10 protein-coding genes, 1 rRNA gene and 5 pseudogenes are annotated in these 15653 nt (G+C 73.1%); 8 read left to right on the top strand and 8 right to left on the bottom strand.

Translation table 11 applies throughout. The annotated features are described in order from the left end of the window. Positions 1-46: 46 nt before the first annotated feature. The 3 genes from hmgA to DRB89_RS41890 form a co-directional block, all read right to left on the bottom strand. A complete protein-coding gene (gene hmgA, locus DRB89_RS41880; protein WP_112453007.1) occupies positions 47-1369 on the bottom strand; it encodes a homogentisate 1,2-dioxygenase in 1323 nt (440 codons plus the stop codon). A gap of 410 nt (positions 1370-1779) precedes the next feature. Continuing rightward, positions 1780-2121, bottom strand: coding sequence for a DUF5713 family protein (locus DRB89_RS41885; protein WP_112463970.1), 342 nt, complete (start codon positions 2119-2121; stop codon positions 1780-1782). A gap of 79 nt (positions 2122-2200) precedes the next feature. Continuing rightward, the gene (locus DRB89_RS41890; RefSeq protein WP_239516689.1) at positions 2201-3442 is read right to left on the bottom strand and encodes an NAD(P)/FAD-dependent oxidoreductase; all 1242 of its coding nucleotides are present in this window, start codon (positions 3440-3442) and stop codon (positions 2201-2203) included. Between the two features lie 216 nt (positions 3443-3658). Between DRB89_RS41890 and DRB89_RS41895 the strand changes: the two genes are divergently transcribed. After that, positions 3659-4555, top strand: coding sequence for a trypsin-like serine protease (locus DRB89_RS41895; RefSeq protein ID WP_239516690.1), 897 nt, complete (start codon positions 3659-3661; stop codon positions 4553-4555). Positions 4556-4713: 158 nt separating this feature from the next. Further along, entirely contained in the window at positions 4714-4836 is a 123-nt protein-coding gene (locus DRB89_RS46215) for a hypothetical protein (RefSeq protein WP_275432061.1), read from the top strand. 20 nt (positions 4837-4856) lie between these two features. Here the strand turns inward: DRB89_RS46215 and DRB89_RS41900 are convergent, their stop codons facing one another. Next, complete coding sequence (locus DRB89_RS41900; protein WP_112453019.1) at positions 4857-5297, bottom strand: NUDIX domain-containing protein; 441 nt, start codon at positions 5295-5297, stop codon at positions 4857-4859. Between the two features lie 67 nt (positions 5298-5364). Here DRB89_RS41900 and DRB89_RS41905 point away from each other — a divergent pair. After that, positions 5365-6252, top strand: a pseudogene (locus DRB89_RS41905) (type VI secretion protein); the annotation flags it as partial. 73 nt (positions 6253-6325) lie between these two features. Here the strand turns inward: DRB89_RS41905 and DRB89_RS41910 are convergent. Together DRB89_RS41910 and rrf are read right to left on the bottom strand one after the other, a co-directional pair. Continuing rightward, positions 6326-6880: a GNAT family N-acetyltransferase gene (locus DRB89_RS41910; RefSeq protein ID WP_112463799.1), complete on the bottom strand. Its 555-nt coding sequence runs from the start codon at positions 6878-6880 to the stop codon at positions 6326-6328. A 114-nt stretch (positions 6881-6994) separates the two neighbouring features. Continuing rightward, a 5S ribosomal RNA gene (rrf, locus tag DRB89_RS41915) occupies positions 6995-7112 on the bottom strand. A 76-nt stretch (positions 7113-7188) separates the two neighbouring features. On the opposite strand from rrf, the pseudogene DRB89_RS41920 reads away from it, so the two are divergent. The 5 genes and pseudogenes from DRB89_RS41920 to DRB89_RS45755 form a co-directional block, all read left to right on the top strand. Next, positions 7189-7686: pseudogene (locus tag DRB89_RS41920) on the top strand (biotin/lipoyl-containing protein); the annotation flags it as partial. Continuing rightward, positions 7683-8861 (top strand): acyl-CoA dehydrogenase family protein, encoded by a 1179-nt coding sequence (locus DRB89_RS41925; RefSeq protein WP_112453028.1) that lies wholly within the window; start codon positions 7683-7685, stop codon positions 8859-8861. The pseudogene DRB89_RS41920 and the gene DRB89_RS41925, both read left to right, overlap by 4 nt. A gap of 207 nt (positions 8862-9068) precedes the next feature. After that, positions 9069-9287: pseudogene (locus DRB89_RS41930) on the top strand (wyosine base formation domain-containing protein); the annotation flags it as partial. Further along, positions 9284-10252 (top strand): annotated as a pseudogene (locus DRB89_RS45750) (acyclic terpene utilization AtuA family protein); the annotation flags it as partial. The pseudogenes DRB89_RS41930 and DRB89_RS45750, both read left to right, overlap by 4 nt. 294 nt (positions 10253-10546) lie before the next feature. Then, a pseudogene (locus tag DRB89_RS45755) lies at positions 10547-12340 on the top strand (ATP-binding cassette domain-containing protein); the annotation flags it as partial. Between the two features lie 549 nt (positions 12341-12889). On the opposite strand, the gene DRB89_RS41950 reads toward DRB89_RS45755, so the two are convergent. Together DRB89_RS41950 and DRB89_RS41955 are read right to left on the bottom strand one after the other, a co-directional pair. Next, positions 12890-13852 (bottom strand): hypothetical protein, encoded by a 963-nt coding sequence (locus tag DRB89_RS41950; protein WP_112447866.1) that lies wholly within the window; start codon positions 13850-13852, stop codon positions 12890-12892. Positions 13853-14060: 208 nt separating this feature from the next. Next, positions 14061-15596: a hypothetical protein gene (locus DRB89_RS41955; protein WP_162688964.1), complete on the bottom strand. Its 1536-nt coding sequence runs from the start codon at positions 15594-15596 to the stop codon at positions 14061-14063. Positions 15597-15653 lie beyond the last annotated feature (57 nt).

Here is a 15653-nt window from a genome sequence, read left to right on the forward strand (position 1 = left end):
CTGCCGGGGCGGCGGGGCGGCGGCGCCACGCGTCGTGCTGGTGATATTAGGCGCGGAAGTGCCGCTGGAGCCCCTGCCAGACGTCGTCGTACCCGCTCTGCAGGTGCTCCGCGCCGGCAGCCTGGGCGGTGGCGGTGATCGGCCAGCGGGTCTCGAACATGAAGGCCAGGCCGTCGTCGATCTTCTGCGGCTTCAGCTCGGCGGCGCTGGCCCGGTCGAAGGTCTCCCGGTCGGGGCCGTGCGCGGACATCATGTTGTGCAGGGAGCCGCCGCCGGGCACGAAGCCCTCCGCCTTGGCGTCGTAGGCGCCCTCGATGAGGCCCATGTACTCGCTCATCACGTTCCGGTGGAAGTACGGCGGGCGGAAGGTGTCCTCGCCGACCAGCCAGCGCGGGGCGAAGACCACGAAGTCCACGCCGGCGAGGCCCGGGGTGTCGGAGGGCGAGGTCAGCACGGTGAAGATCGACGGGTCGGGGTGGTCGTAGCTGATGGAGCCCAGGACGTTGAAGCGGCGCATGTCGTAGACGTACGGGACGTGCGTGCCGTGCCAGGCGACCACGTCGAGCGGCGAGTGGTCGTAGGTGGCGGTCCAGAGGTTGCCGCAGAACTTGTTGACCACCTCGGTCGGGCGCTCGCTGTCCTCGTACGCGGCCACGGGCGCCTGGAAGTCGCGCGCGGCGGCCAGGCCGTTGGCGCCGATCGGGCCCAGGTCGGGGAGCTCGAAGGGGCGGCCGTAGTTCTCGCAGACGTAGCCGCGGGCGGTCTCGTCCTGCAGCTCGACGCGGAAGCGCACGCCGCGCGGGATCAGGGCCACATCGCCGGGGCGGGCGCTGAGCAGGCCGAACTCGGTGCGCAGCAGCAGGCCGCCGCGCTCCGGGACGATCAGCAGCTCGCCGTCGGAGTCGCTGAACACCCGGTCGGTCATAGGGGAGTTGGCGGAGTAGAGGTGGATGGCCATGCCGGAGCGCTGGGCGGCGTCGCCGTTGCCGCCCAGGGTCCAGAGGCCGGCCAGGAAGTCGGTGCCGGGGGCCGGGTCGGGCAGCGGGTTCCAGCGGAGCCGGTTGGGGTCCGCGGGGGCCTCGGTGAAGGGCGCGGTGCGCAGGGCGCCGTTGTCCGTCCGGGTGAAGGGCGGGTGCGCGGCCGAGGGGCGGATCCGGTAGAGCCAGGAGCGGCGGTTGTGGGAGCGCGGCTCGGTGAAGGCGCTGCCGCTGAGCTGCTCCGCGTAGAGCCCGAGGGGGGAGCGCTGGGGTGAGTTGCGGCCGATCGGGAGCGCGCCGGGCACCGCCTCCGAGCTGTGCTCGTTGCCGAAGCCGGTGAGGTGCTCCAGCGCCTCCGCCGTCTTCCTGGCCTGCTCGCTGCCGCCGCTCATTGCACGCTCCCGCTCTGTCGAAGGAATCCTATGCCTGACAGTAGGATTCCATCGTCGACACGTCAACGCCACACCCCCGCCCACTCCCCTCCGGGGCAGTCCCCCTCCGGGCCACTCCGAGTCCGGGCCACTCCGAGTCCGGGCGCTCTGTTTCCGGGTGCCAGCGGGTCTCTGTCGTCAGGCTCCGGGGCCGGACCGCCAGGGCCGTGCGTCGGCGGGCTGGGCGTCCGGCCTCGGCGGCGGGCGCGGGCGCGCCCCCCGCCCTCGTCGCGGGCTGCGCCTCGTACCCAGTGCGGGCGCGGGCGCGGACGCAGACGCAGGCGTGGTTGCTGTCGCTTTTACACATCTGACGCTGCCGACGATCGTCTCTGTGTAGTTTCCGGCTGTCGGGTCAGTGCTCCGGGGGTGGGTCACCACTCCCGGGTGGAGATCAGCTCTTCCGCGTCCGCGTCCGCGAAGCCGTATGCCGAGGCCACGAACCAGAAGTCCTCGGCTATCTCCTCGCGCGCCACGGTCTCGATCTCGCTCCCCGCCGCCTCGAACTCCGCCTCCAGCAGGTTGAACTCCTCCGTCGCCGCCCCGGTCAGCACGTACAGCGCCGCCAGGTCGGCCGGCCGCTCCGCCTCGATCCGGGCGCACAGTGCGCGCAGGATCGCGCAGCCCTTGTCGAGGACGTGATCGGGGTAGTACTCGTCCGCGTACAACTGCTGGAGGAAGGCGCGCTCCGCCACCTGCTGGTTCGTGATCGTGATCGACATGATGACCCCCGGTGTGCCTCGAAGACCCGACGTCTCGATGCTGCACCACGCCACTGACAGCGGCGGCCGATCCCTACGCGCGCAGGGCCCGCGAGAGGGTCTTGGCGATCTTCTCGGCGTCCAGGGCCAGTTCGCGGAGGTTGCCGCTGATGGGATTGGTGAAGCCGGTGAAATAGAGGCCTGGCGCGTCGGGCGGGGTGTGGGATCCGTGGACGTGGGGGCGGCCCCGGTCGTCCAGTACGCCGAGCTCACCCACCAGGCCTTCCAGGGCGCGGCGGTAGCCGGTGGCGGCGATCACCGTGTCCGGGGAGATCCGCGAACCGTCCGCGAGGACCACTTCGGCGCCGTCGAGGGAGGCGACCGCGGCGACCGGTTCGACGCGGCCGGCGCGGATCGCGTCGATCAGGCCGACGTCCTGGACCGGGATCGAACCCTGCTTGACCCTGCTGTACAGGCCGGTGGTGGGGCGCGGGAGCCCGTACGCCGACAGGTCCGGGACCGAGGCCTTGCCGACGATGGCGCCGAGGCGGTCGACGAGCCCCACGGGGAGCCTGCGCACCAGGATCCCGGTGCGCTGGGCCGGCCAGCCGGCGGTGGAGCGGCGCAGGATGTGTGGGGCGGTGCGCACGGCGAGGCGGACCCGGGCGGCGCCGCCGTCGGCCAGATCGACGGCTATCTCGGCGCCGGTGTTGCCGACGCCGACGACGAGTACGTCGCGGCCGGCGTAGGGGGCGGGGTTGCGGTAGTCGGCGGCGTGCGCCAGCGAGCCCTCGTACTCGTCCAGGCCCGGCCAGTCGGGGATGACGGGGGTGTGGTTGTACCCGGTGGCGACCACGACGGCCCGGGCGGCCATGACGCGGCCGCCGGTGGCGTGCAGGATCCAGCCGGTGCCGGAGTTGGTGCCCGCCTTACCGGGGTTGCTGTCGCCGTCGCCGTCGCCGCTCGCGCCGTCGTCGCCGGCGGTGTCGGCTCCGGCCGTGTCGGATCCGGCGGAGGCGCGCTCGATGCGGGTCACCTCGACGCCGGTGACGATCTCCAGCTCGTGGAACTCGGCGTACTTCTCCAGGTAGCGCACGACGTTCTCGCGCGCGACCCAGCGTCCGAAGCGGCGCGGCATGGCCAGGCCCGGGAGGGCGGAGAGGCGCCGCGTGGTGTGCAGGTGGAGCCGGTCGTAGTGGCGCCGCCAAGAGGCGCCGACGGACTCGGACTTCTCCACGACCACCGCACGGACCCCGCGGGCGCGCAGCGCGGCGGCGACGGCGAGGCCGCCGGGACCGGCTCCGATCACGTAGACCGGGCGGGGCTGGGTGGACATGTCGGGTGCTGTCGGGAGTCCGGGCATGAGGTGTGAGCGTATCGCCGTGCGGGGCCGGTGGGTCTCGGACGAGGAGGGAATCGATTGCGGATCGATCACGGGGGCGCGGGCGGAGGCGAGGGGAGTAGGGGGCGGGGTCGGCCGGGATGCCCCTTGCGGCGGCCGCCGCGGGCAAGGCATGCTTCGCCACAGCAAAGTGGGGGAGGAGTGTCTGTGGTGGACAAGCGGACCGTGGTGACCGCGGTGTTGTGCGCGATGGCGGCGCTGGGTGCGTCCGCTGCGATGACGAAGGTGGTGCCGGTCGATGAGGGCAAGGCCCCCGCGCACGCGAAGGCGGCACCCCCGACGACGTCCTCCACTACCCGCCCGTCGCAATCGCAACCACCGAAGCAACCTCAGCTGTCGACCAGCCCGAGCCCCACGCCGTCGGCTCCGCTCCCCGCGGCGGGCGGGCCGGCGACTTTCGCCGGGGCGCTGTTCGAGGGCGATGTGACCGGGGCTCACTTCTGTACGGCCACCGTCGTGCACAGCCCCGGGCGGAATCTGATCGTCACCGCGGGCCACTGCCTGCTCGCGGGCCGGGCCGGCGAAGGCGGGGCGATCTTCGCACCCGCGTACGCGGACGGGCGCGCCCCGTACGGCACCTGGAAGATCGCCGAGGTCTTCGAAGACCCCCACTGGGCCGACGACACGGACGACGACTACGACCTCGCCTTCGCCCGCCTCGCCCCCGACGCCTCCGGCCGCAACATCGAGGACGTCACCGGCGCCGCCGTCCTGGACACCACGGGCCGCACGGGCGAGGAGGTCACGGTCACCGGCTACCCGGCGGACCGCAAGGTCGCGCGCACCTGCACGTCGCGCGCGGTCCGCATCACCGCCACGGAACAGCGCTTCGACTGCGCGGACTTCCCGGGCGGCACGAGCGGCAGTGCGTGGATCGCCGGCGACGGCAAGATCATCGGCATCCTGACGGGCGGGGACACGGACGACGTCTCGACGAGCACGATCCTGGCCGACTACGCGGCCGCGCTGTACGCGCGGGCGACGGGCGCGGCGGGTGCGGCGGACGCCACGGGCGCGGGAGGCACGGTGGGCGGCGACGCCCGCTGAGCCGGTACGCCGACTGCCACGCCGACTGCCACGCCGACGGCGACGGCGACGAGACGGTCCGGAACCCCAAGAACGGCGCTGCCCGGCTCTTCACGCCCAACTGACCGTCCTCGAAGCCGAGCCGGCCCTGCCCTCGGGCAACGGGCAACGGCCCGCTGGTGAACGACGAGTACCGGATCGCCCCGGCCGCCCCCTCCACCGTCACCGGATCTTACGAGGCCCTGCGCGCGGCCGGGCTGCGCGCCGCGGCCCGCGAGCTCGCCGGGGCGATGCCCCGCTGAGCCGCCGAGCGGGGCGGTGATCAGGCCAGCAGCCCCAAGTGCACGGGATCGGCGGGGGCTTCGACCAGCAGCTCGGCGAGTCGCGGGGGCCACAGCGGTTCACCGAGGGTCGCGAGGCTTTGCGGCGACAGCCAGCGCCAGTGGGCGTCGGGGGACTCCGGGACGGGGTCGCGGTGGGGACCGTCGGTGACGTAGATGTGCTCGTGCTGGCGCACGGGGATGCCCTGGTGGGTGAAGTCGTGCTCCCAGGTGCAGAGCAGCCGCCGCGGCTCCAGGTCCGTCCACCCGGTCTCTTCCCGCAGCTCCCGCCGCACGCACTCCTCAGGCGTCTCCCCGGGATCGATCCCACCGCCCGGCGGCAGCCAGTGGATGCCGACCTCCACGTTGTTCTCCCGGAACAGAAACACCGATCCGTCGGGGTCGAGGACGACGATTCGCGCTGCCTGCCGTGGAATTCGCATCAGGTCAGCGTACGACGGGGTCTCCGGGGACGGCAGGGGTCTGACGTGCGGAGGGTGGAGGCCCGCGAGAGCCATCGCGGCAGCACTCGGCTCGGTACTCGTCATCACCTCCTCCCCCGCCCTCTGGTCGCAGACCAAGGACGCCCGCGCCAAACTCGGCCCCGTCCTCCTCTACGACCCCTCCCGCCTCTGCGACACCCCGGCCCGCATCCACTGGAGCCCCACGGAAGGCTGCGCGGACCGCGCCACCGCCGCCGCCCGCGCCATCGCGCTCCTCGCGCCCGTCCGCCCCCAGGCCCGCATGGACGCGGCCATCGCGGAGACCGCGGAAACCCTCCTGCGCTGCTGGCTCCAGGCCGCCGCCCTGGACGACCGCCCCTTCAAGCAGCTGCACCGCTGGGCCCAGGGCACGAACGCCCAGGACCCGGTCCGCATCCTCCGGACCCACCCGCAGGCGGCAACGGCCGCCCCCGGCGCGGCCGGCGAGCTCGAGAGCGCCCTCACCGCCCACCCCGAACGCCGCGAGCTCGCCCAGCACCTCACGGCCCGCGCCCTGATCGCCCTCTCCTCGATCCACATCCGGGAGTCCTGCACCCCGAACCGAAACGATTCCCTCGCCCTGGCATCGTTCGTCTCCGAAGGGGGCACCCTCTACGTGGTGGGTGAACCCCTGGAAGATCCCCGTACCCACCCGGGTGCGATGCCCTTGCTGACCGCACTCGCCTCCAGCGTGGTCGAGCACGGCCGTCGCGTGGCCGCACGGTCATCCCACGGTCGGCTCGACCCACCACTGGCACTCGTCCTCGAGGACGTCGCCGCGGTCGCCCCGGTCCCCCAGCTCCCGCAGCTCCTCCAGGACGACACGCTCCCCCTCCTCGCCCTGTGCCGCAGCCGCGAACAGGCCCGCTCCCGCTGGCCGGAGGCGGACCTCCCGGTCACCACCCCCCAGCACTGACCCCGTGGCCGATACGCCTCCGCCCGCTGCCCCCACAGGGGACAGCGGGCGGACGAGCTCGGACCGGGGCCGGCTACGGCCTCTCGAACACGTACTCCAGCTCCTTCGCGGACGGGTCGGTCGGCATCGGCACGACGTATCCGCTCGCCCGGAACCCGAAGCGCCGGTAGAAGGCCGCGGCCCGCGCGTTGTCCTCGTGCACGAAGAGCCGTACGCGCTCCAGCGCGGGCTCGTCCAGCGACCAGGCCCACTCCAGCGCGGCATCGAACAGCGCTTCGGTGAGACCCGTCCCCCGCTGCCCGGCCCGTACGAACACGCCCACGAGGTGTCCCTGCGTCCGCTCGATGGAGCCCTCGAAGATGTCGGACGTGCCGGCCTCCTCCACGAGGACGGTCACCGACCCGTTCCACTCTCCGTCGGGCGCCTCGGCGACGAACTGCCGGACCGCACGTCCTTCCGCGCCCCGGGAGGTCCGCTCCTGCCAGAATTCATCGCTCTGGCTCTCGCCGTGCTCGACGGTCTCGAGGAAGGCCACCGCCGCGGCCGGATCCTTCAGGGCCGCGATCCGCAGCTCCTTGACCTTCTCCCACTCGTCCGCTCGTACCGGACGTATCACGTGCTCGTTCATACTCCCGGATCCTAACCACCGGACCGGTGGGGCTTCACCTGCATTTACCCCGGAACGCAGAAAAGCCCCGCACCGAACCCCAAAGGGCTGGTGCGGGGCTTTCCCACAATGATTGTTCGGCGGCGTCCTACTCTCCCACAGGGTCCCCCCTGCAGTACCATCGGCGCTGAAAGGCTTAGCTTCCGGGTTCGGAATGTAAACCGGGCGTTTCCCTAACGCTATGACCACCGAAACACTACTTCGAGTGTGTACAAGCCACCGCAACCCGCCACGGGGGTCGCCGCAACGCCCGCTCCCGCCGCCACACCCGCCGCTACACGGCGGCCGGAACCGAGTACGAGGTCCACTACCGCCCCGCCCGCAGCGGCCCCCCGGAGCCGGTGGACCACCCCGGTGTCCGCGTCCTGTCGGCCACACCGGAGCTGGTCACCCTCGAAGTCGAGTGCGTCCGGCGCATGTTCCACGTGAAACGCAATTCGAACACCCGCGAGCTCCACGTGGACTCCGCGTACGCCGAGGGCACCCACACCACACTGACCCCCGTACCCCGCTTCGCGGACCCCCAGGACCGCACCGAACCGGGCTCCCTGCTCGCCCCCATGCCCGGCACCGTCGTCCGCGTGGCCGAAGGCCTCGCCCCCGGCTCCGCCGTCACCGCCGGGCAGCCCCTGCTCTGGCTGGAGGCGATGAAGATGGAACACCGCATCCTCGCGCCCGCCTCCGGCACGCTCACCGCGCTCCACGCCGCAACCGGCCAACAGGTCGAATTCGGCGCCCTGCTCGCCGTAGTCCAGGAGGAAGCATGAGCTCCACCACCATCGGCACCACCACCCTGGAAACCGAGGAACACAAGGCCCTGCGCGCGGCCGTGGCCGCGCTCGGCCAGAAGTACGGCCGCGAGTACCTCGCCCGCGTCGCCCGCGAGGGCGGCCACCCCGACGAGCTGTGGGCGGACGCCGCCAAGCTCGGCTACCTCGGGGTCAATCTCCCCGAGGAGTACGGCGGCGGAGGCGGCGGCATCGCCGAACTCTCCATCGTCCTCGAAGAACTCGGGGCCGCGGGCTGCCCCCTCCTCATGATGGTCGTCTCACCCGCCATCTGCGGCACGGTCATCGCCCGCTTCGGCACCGAGGACCAGAAGCGCGCCTGGCTCCCCGGCCTCGCCGACGGCACCCGCACGATGGCCTTCGGCATCACCGAACCCGACGCCGGCTCCAACTCCCATCGCATCACCACCACCGCCCGCCGCGACGGCGACGACTGGCTCCTCACCGGCCGCAAGGTCTTCATCTCCGGCGTTGACATCGCCGACGCCACCCTCATCGTCGGCCGCACCGAAGACGCCCGCACGGGCAGCCTCAAGCCCTGCCTCTTCATCGTCCCCCGCGAGACCCCCGGCTTCGCCCACACCCCGATCGACATGGAACTGGCCGCCGCGGAGAAGCAGTTCGAACTCACCCTGAACGACGTACGCCTCCCGTCCTCCGCCCTGGTGGGAGATGAGGACGCGGGCCTCCTCCAGCTCTTCGCGGGCCTCAACCCGGAACGGGTCATGACGGCCGCCTTCGCCATCGGGATGGGCCGCTACGCCCTGGCCAAGGCCGTCGACTACGCGAAGACCCGCCAGGTCTGGAAGACCCCCATCGGCGCCCACCAGGCCATCGCCCACCCCCTGGCGGCCTCCCACATCGAGCTGGAACTGGCCCGCCTGATGATGCAGAAGGCGGCCCACCTCTACGACGCGGGCGACGACATGGGCGCGGGCGAGGCCGCCAACATGGCGAAGTACGCCGCCGCGGAAGCCTGCGTCCGGGCGGTGGACCAGTCCGTCCACACCCTGGGCGGCAACGGCCTCACCCGCGAATACGGCCTGGCCGCCCTGATCACCGCCTCCCGCGTGGCCCGCATAGCCCCGGTGAGCCGCGAGATGATCCTCAACTTCATCTCCCACCAATCCCTGGGCCTCCCCAAGTCGTACTGACCCACCCGGTCGGCCCGGGCCCGCTGGAGGCACTGCTTGCCGACCCCGAGGTCATCGACGCGCTGGTGGCCGCCCCCGACCGGGTCTGGGTGGACCGCGGCGGCGGGCCGGACCTGACCGGGCTGACCTTCGCCGCCGCCCAGGCCGTGCGCCCGCCCTCCCAGCGCCTCGCCTCCGCCGCCGCCCGCCGCCCCGACCACCCCCGGCCCGACCGGCTCCGCCGAGGTGTGGGCGTACGGACCCGAGGACGCGACCCAGCGGGTCACGGGCCCGGCCCTGGACTTCTGCCTGCTGGTGACCCAGCGCGCCCACCGCGCCGACCTGGCCCTGACGGCGGACGGCCCCGACGCCGGCCGCTGGCTCGACATCGCCCAGGCCTTCGCGGGCCCCGCGGGCCCGGGCCGCGCGCCGGGGACCTCCCGGTGACCCGGCGCCCGCTGCTGATCGGCAACGCGTCGGGGTTCTACGGAGACCGCTTCGACGCCCTGCGCGAGATGTTGACGGACGGCCCCCTCGATGTGCTGACCGGGGACTACCTGGCCGAGCTGACCATGCTGATCCTGGGCCGCGACCGCCTGAAGAACCCGGAACTCGGCTACGCCAAGACCTTCCTGCGCCAGCTGGAGGAGTGCCTCGGCCTCGCCCACGAGCGGGGCGTGCGGATCGTCGTGAACGCGGGCGGCCTGAACCCGGCGGGACTGGCCGGCGCGGTCCGGGCGCTGGCCGCGAAGGTGTCCGTCCCCGTCTCGGTCGCGCACGTCGAGGGCGACGACCTGATGCCCTACGGGGAGGGCGCGCTCACCGCGAACGCCTACCTCGGCGGCGCCGGCATCACCGCCTGCCTGCGGGCGGGCGCGGACGTCGTGGTGACCGGCCGGGTCACGGACGCCGCGCTCGTGAGCGGGCCCGCGGCCTGGTGGTTCGACTGGGCGCCGGACGACCACGACCGGCTCGCGGGCGCGGTGGCGGCCGGCCACGTCCTGGAATGCGGCACCCAGGCCACGGGCGGCAACTACTCCTTCTTCACTCGCCACGACGTCGCCCGGCCGGGCTTCCCGCTGGCGGAGATCTCCGAGGACGGCTCCTCGGTCGTCACCAAGCACCCGGGCACGGGCGGGGTGGTGACCGTCGGCACGGTCACCGCGCAACTCCTCTACGAGACCCAGGGCGTGCGCTACCTGGGCCCCGACGTGACGGCCCGCCTCGACACGGTCCGGCTGGCGGAATGCGGCCCGGACCGGGTGGCCCTCTCGGGCGTACGGGGCGAGGCGCCGCCGGACACGCTGAAGGTGGGCGTGACCCGGATCGGGGGCTGGCGCAACGAAGTGGTCTTCGTCCTGACGGGCCTGGACATCGAGGAGAAGGCGGCGCTCGTACGGGCACAGCTGGCCCCGCTCCTGTCCCCGGTGGCCTCCGCCGCCTGGACGCTGTCGCGCACCGACCACGAGGACGCCGGGACGGAGGAGACGGCGAGCGCGCTGCTGCGCCTGGTGGTCCGGGACCCGTCCCCCGACCGCGTCGGCCGGCCCCTGACCTCGGCCGCCATCGAGCTGGCCCTGGGCAGCTACCCGGGCTTCCACGTCACGGCCCCGCCGGGCCCGGCCCAGCCGTACGGGGTCTTCGAGTCGGCCGCGGTTCCGGCCGCCGAGGTCCCGCACACGGCGGTCCTCCCGGACGGGACCCGGGTGCATCCCGCCCCGCCGGCGTCCGAGGCGCGGGGGCCCGCGGCCGGAGCCCCCGAAGGGCGCCGCGGCCGCCACGTCGAGACCGTCCCCGACGCCTCCTTCACCCTGGCTCCCGGCGAGTGCCTCCCCCTCGTCGGCGAGAACGGCGGCGGCAAGTCCGTCCTGCTCAAGCTGATCTTCTCGGTCATGCTGCCCGGCCACCGCAACACCCTCGGCGGCGCGAGCTCCGGAGTGCTGCGCAAGTTCCTGCTCGCCGACGACTGCGGCCACGTGGCCCTGGAGTGGCAGCACACCCAGACCGGCGAGTGCGTGGTCGTCGGCAAGGTCAGCGAGTGGCGCGGACGCCAGGTCTCCAACGACCCGCGCAAGTTCGCCGAGGCCTGGTACTCCTTCCGCCCCGGCCCGGGCCTCGGCCTGGACAACCTCCCGGTGGCCGAGGCCACTTCGGTGCGCCCGCCCGCCGAAGGCGTCTCGGGAGCCAGCGGCCGCCGCCGCACGATGAAGGGGTTCCGCGACGCCCTCACCGAGGCCGGCAAGGCGTATCCGCACCTCGAGGTGTACTTCGAGGAGATCCACGACCGCTGGAACGAACACCTCACCGAGCTCGGCCTCGACCCCGAACTCTTCCGCTACCAGCGCGAGATGAACGCCGACGAGGGCGAGGCCGCCGGCCTCTTCGCGGTGAAGAAGGACTCCGACTTCACCGACCTGCTGCTGCGCGCCGTCACCGACACCCGCGACACGGACGGTCTCGCCGACCTCGTCCACGGCTTCGGCAACAAGCTCGGCCGCCGTGCCGAGCTGATGGCCGAACGGGACTTCACCGCCGGCTCGGTCGACCTCCTCACCAAGATCGTCGAAGCCTCCGGGACCCGGTCCCGGCTGCGCGAGGTCCACGCCGGCGCCGAGCGCCGCACGCGCTCCCTGGCCCGGCGGCTGTCCGCCCGCGCCACCGAGGAGCGCGGCCGCGCCGCCGACCTCGCGCAGCGGGTCACCGGCGCCGCCCACGAGGTCACCGCCGCCGATTCCGCACGCTCGCGCAGCGCCGCCGTCTCAGCCGAACTCGCCTACCGGCACGCCTCGCTGGCCCTGACCGTCGCCGACAAGGCCGCCGCCGCGCAGCGCCGCGAGCTCCTCGAAGCCCGCACCCTGCACGCCGCCTGGCAGGCCGCCGAGAACGTCCTGCGCCACCGGGCCGCCGCCGACCGCTCCGCCCGGGTCGCCGCCGCGATCCTGGAGGCCGAGCGGGACGCCGCCCCGGCACTGGCCGCCCGGGCCACCGCCGCCACCGATCTCGTACGGGCCCTGCACACCGCCGCCGCGCAGGGCGAAGGGGCCGCCAACGAGGAGGAGGAGCGCTCCGCCGTCCTCCAGGAGACCGGCGAGGCCGCACACCGCGCCGCCACCGCCGCCGCCACGGCCGCCCAGCGGGCCCGCAGCGAGGCCGAGCACCTGCGGGCCCGCCTCGCCGAGGTCCAGCAGGAGACCGCCGAGGCCGTCCGGGCCGGCTGGCTCGACGACTCCGCCCCCGACGCGGACCCGGCCCGCGCGGCCCTGGCCGCCGCCGACGCCGAGAAGGTGGCCGTGGCCGCCTGGCACGAGTCCCGGGAGGCCGCCCGCACCGCCTCCGACGCCGCCCGCCAGGCCACCGCCGCCGAGTCCCGCGCCGAACTGACCGCAGCCCGCGCCGCGGACGCCGCCGACGCGGCCGAAGCCGCGCACGACGCCGAGGAACGCGCCGCCGCCTCCCTGGCCGCGTCGCCCCGCCTGGCCGCCCTGCTCGGCCTGCCCGGCGGCGGGTGCCCCGGGGGAGGTCGAGGCGCAGCCCCTCGGGGACCGTGTCGCTGGTGATCCACAGGACGGCGTTCTCGCGGGTGAACCACTCCTCGGCCCAGCCGCGCACGGCCTCCTCGGTCAGGGCGTGCAGCCCGGCCTCCGGGTAGCTCGTCAGACCGTACGACTGGGCGCCGTAGCGCCAGATGGCCGGGTGGTGGCCCGGCCGGCGGCCGCGGCCGGCCGCCTCGGTGCGCAGGATCTCCTTCTCGGTCTCCAGCCGCTCCATCGGGAGGTCGCGCAGGGCGGAACAGACGCCGTTCAGGTACTCGACCACGTCCCCGGCGGTGCCGGTGACGTGGAAGTGCGTGTGGGCGGCGGCGGTGGCGCCGTTGTAGTGCAGGTCGCCGAGGCCGTGGCGGTACAGGGCGAGGTGCTCGACGAGATGGGTGATCCCGCCGCTCGCGAGGGTCTCGTCGGCGCGCCCGACGCGGAAGAGCAGCCCGGCGGTGACCGGGCCGGGCCGGTGGGCGAGGACCGTGCGGACGCCGTCGACGGAGGTTTCGGTGATCATGCCGCTCCCCGGCCCAGGGCGATCTCGCGGTGCCGGGCGAACTCGGCGACCGGGTCGCTGTCGAGGTACTCCCACGGGAAGGCGCTCATCCGGTTGCCGAGGGCGCGGAAGTGCGGAGCGGCTTCGCGCCAGCGGCTCGCCAGGCAGTGCACGGCGGCGAACACGCCGTGGGCGGCGATGGCGTGGTGGCGCTCGGAGTCGAAGTCCGGGTGCAGGACGGACGCGGCCGCGGCCCGCTCCAGCTCGGTGCGCCGGGCCGGGTCCTCGACGTGGTCCTCGGCCTCGTCCGGGTCGGTCCCCGCGAGTTCGAGCCAGCGCTCCAACTGGACGACGGCGCCGAGCACGGCGGCGGGGGAGCCGGGCCGGGAGCGCCGTGCGCAGTCGTCGGCGAAGCTCTGGGCCGCCTCCCAGCTGCCGCCCCATTTGGGGCAGAGCTGCTGGAGCAGCTGCTGCTGGCCCGCGTGGTGGTGGGGGTGGTGCTCGGCGAGCCGGTCGTAGCGGCGCCGGGTCTCGCTCTGGCCGAGTTCCAGCCCGCGCGCGGTGATCACCCGGAGGTGCCAGGCGAGGGCGTACTCCGGGTGCTCGGCGCAGACCCCGATGAGCAGGCCCTCCGCGCGCAGCAGGTGGGAACGGAAATCCGCGGCCCGGCCGGCCGCCGTGCCCGCGGCCCGGGCGCCGGTGCGGATCTCCCAGCCCGTGGTCACGAGCCGGTCGGCGTACAGGGTCCGGGCCAGGGGGTCGTGCGGCAGCTCCTCGACGGTCCGCCGCAGGAACTCCTCGCTCCCGGGCGTCGAGGCGACGACCCGGCAGGCGAGGGTGCGGTCGTCCTCGTCGGACACCGTCTCGAAGGCGGCGGCGAGGGACTCCCCGGCCAGGGTCGCCGCGCGCAGCGGCGCGAGCGCCGGGATCGCGAGAGCGGGGTCGAGGAGGGGCCGATCGTACGGCGCGGTGGCAGGCACTGATGGATCATAGGAGCGTTTCGCTCCGTTGCAACAGGGAATACCGATCTCCGTTTGGCAGAGTCTCGGATTACATATTTCCTGTTCAGGGCCTTATTCGGGGTGAAGTGGACAGAATTGCTCCACCGTTGGTTGTTGCCTTGAGGCGGAGGTCCGGGCGGCAGGCCGGCCCGCTGTCACGGGCTCGGCTGCCGCCCGGACCTCCGCCTCAAGGCCCGGAGCCTGCGATCAGGCCCACGTAGATGGGGGTGTTGGGCTTGCCGATGTAGTCGACGGACAGCACCGCGTCGTTGCGGAAGCGCTTCCACGCCGAGGTGTCCGACTCGTCCTCCGCCCGCAGCTCCAGGTTGAGGCGGTTGTACTTGCCGTTGGCGAAGTCACGGACGGTCGGGGTCAGGTTCTCCTCCGGCTCGTCGGGGAGGTTGTCGGCGAACTCGACCGGAGCGGCCGGCGAGTTCGGGTCACAAGCCGAACCACGGCCCGCGGACAGCCAACGGTCACCCATCAGGTCCGCATAGTTGGGCTTGTTGCCCCAGGTCGTCGACGAGGAGATCTCCCCGTCCATCCGGACCAGCCACACATTGCGGGCCGCGCACTGGAACGCCCACGGCTCGGTGATCCGGAAACGCGAGTTCAGGACCTCCTTACCGACGAGCTTCTTCGGCGAGAACTCGAAGTACAGGCGCTGCACATAACCCGGGCCGCAGTAGTAGCCGCTCCAGGAACCGCACTTGCCCATGCCCTTGCCCATGTTGTCGTCGCCGTTGTCCCAGTCCCAGAACTTGACGCCGTCATTGCGGAGCGCGGTGTGCTCCGTGCCGTCATCCAGAGCCACCGACGGGTCGATGTAGAGGGGGAACGCGGCCGGGTCGCTCTGCCCCAGCAGCGCGGCGTCCGGTACGACGGCCAGCGAGTCCGTATCGACGTCGACCGGCATGTTCTTCGCCTGCGAGCCCGCGGGCGGGCCGTCAGCCGGCTTGACCGGCGCATCGGCACCCGCCGGAGGCTGCGGCAGCGTGCCGCCCTCCGACTTGGCCGCCGCGACCTTCTCCTTCGACGACAGCACCAGCGGCGCCGGCACACCCTTCGAGTCCCACATCAGCGCCGGGGGCGCCTTGAACACCGGCACACCGTTCGCGTCCGTCGCCGACAGGCCCCCGTCCTCGGCCTTGCTCAGCCGCACGTCCTTGGCCTTGAGGTCGAACTCGACGCGCGCCAGCTTCGGGTTCTTCGCCGCCTCCGGCGTCTTGACGATCAGGACCTCGCGGTAGCCCTTCAGCGTGGCCGTCATCCGCAGGTCCACACCCGGCAGCACCTCCGGATAGACGGCACTGTCCCCGTCCAGGACCGGCTTGGGCAGCGGACCGCCCTGCCAGCCCAGCGTCATCGAACGGCCCTCGCGGGCGATCGTGACCAGCTTGGAGGCGTCCCCGCCACCCGAGAAGCTGACCCCCGCCACCGCCGCCCTGGGACCCACGGAACCATCACCGCGGACCTCCAGCGTCGCGTCGGGCGACACCCAGCCCTTCCCGTCCTTCGCCTTGACCCGGACCGGAACGGCCGAGGTGTCCAGGCGGAACGACTTCCCGTCCGGATTCGCGAACGTCGTCGATGAGTCGGTGCGCTCACCCATCACCTCGACGGGCTTACCGGACTTCTTCGCGTCCTTGAGCGCCTGATCACTCTCACTGGCCGGCGGCGCGGCGGCCTCCGCCAGCGTCGTGAACGAAGGCGCGGCACTCACCACGAGCACCGCACCCACCACCGTGGCCACGGCACGCCAAAGTCGGCCTCTGTCTGA

Origin of the sequence: Streptomyces sp. ICC4 (assembly GCF_003287915.1) — a bacterium.
GTDB lineage: Bacteria > Actinomycetota > Actinomycetes > Streptomycetales > Streptomycetaceae > Streptomyces > Streptomyces tritrimontium.

What these genes read in the sequence shown, in the direction of transcription:
- hmgA (WP_112453007.1), bottom strand. Translation starts at nt 1,369, where the DNA reads ATGAGCGGCGGCAGCGAGCAGGCCAGGAAGACGGCGGAGGCGCTGGAG.
- DRB89_RS41890 (WP_239516689.1), bottom strand. Translation starts at nt 3,442, where the DNA reads ATGTCCACCCAGCCCCGCCCGGTCTACGTGATCGGAGCCGGTCCCGGC.
- DRB89_RS41900 (WP_112453019.1), bottom strand. Translation starts at nt 5,297, where the DNA reads ATGCGAATTCCACGGCAGGCAGCGCGAATCGTCGTCCTCGACCCCGAC.
- DRB89_RS41910 (WP_112463799.1), bottom strand. Translation starts at nt 6,880, where the DNA reads ATGAACGAGCACGTGATACGTCCGGTACGAGCGGACGAGTGGGAGAAG.
- DRB89_RS41925 (WP_112453028.1), top strand. Translation starts at nt 7,683, where the DNA reads ATGAGCTCCACCACCATCGGCACCACCACCCTGGAAACCGAGGAACAC.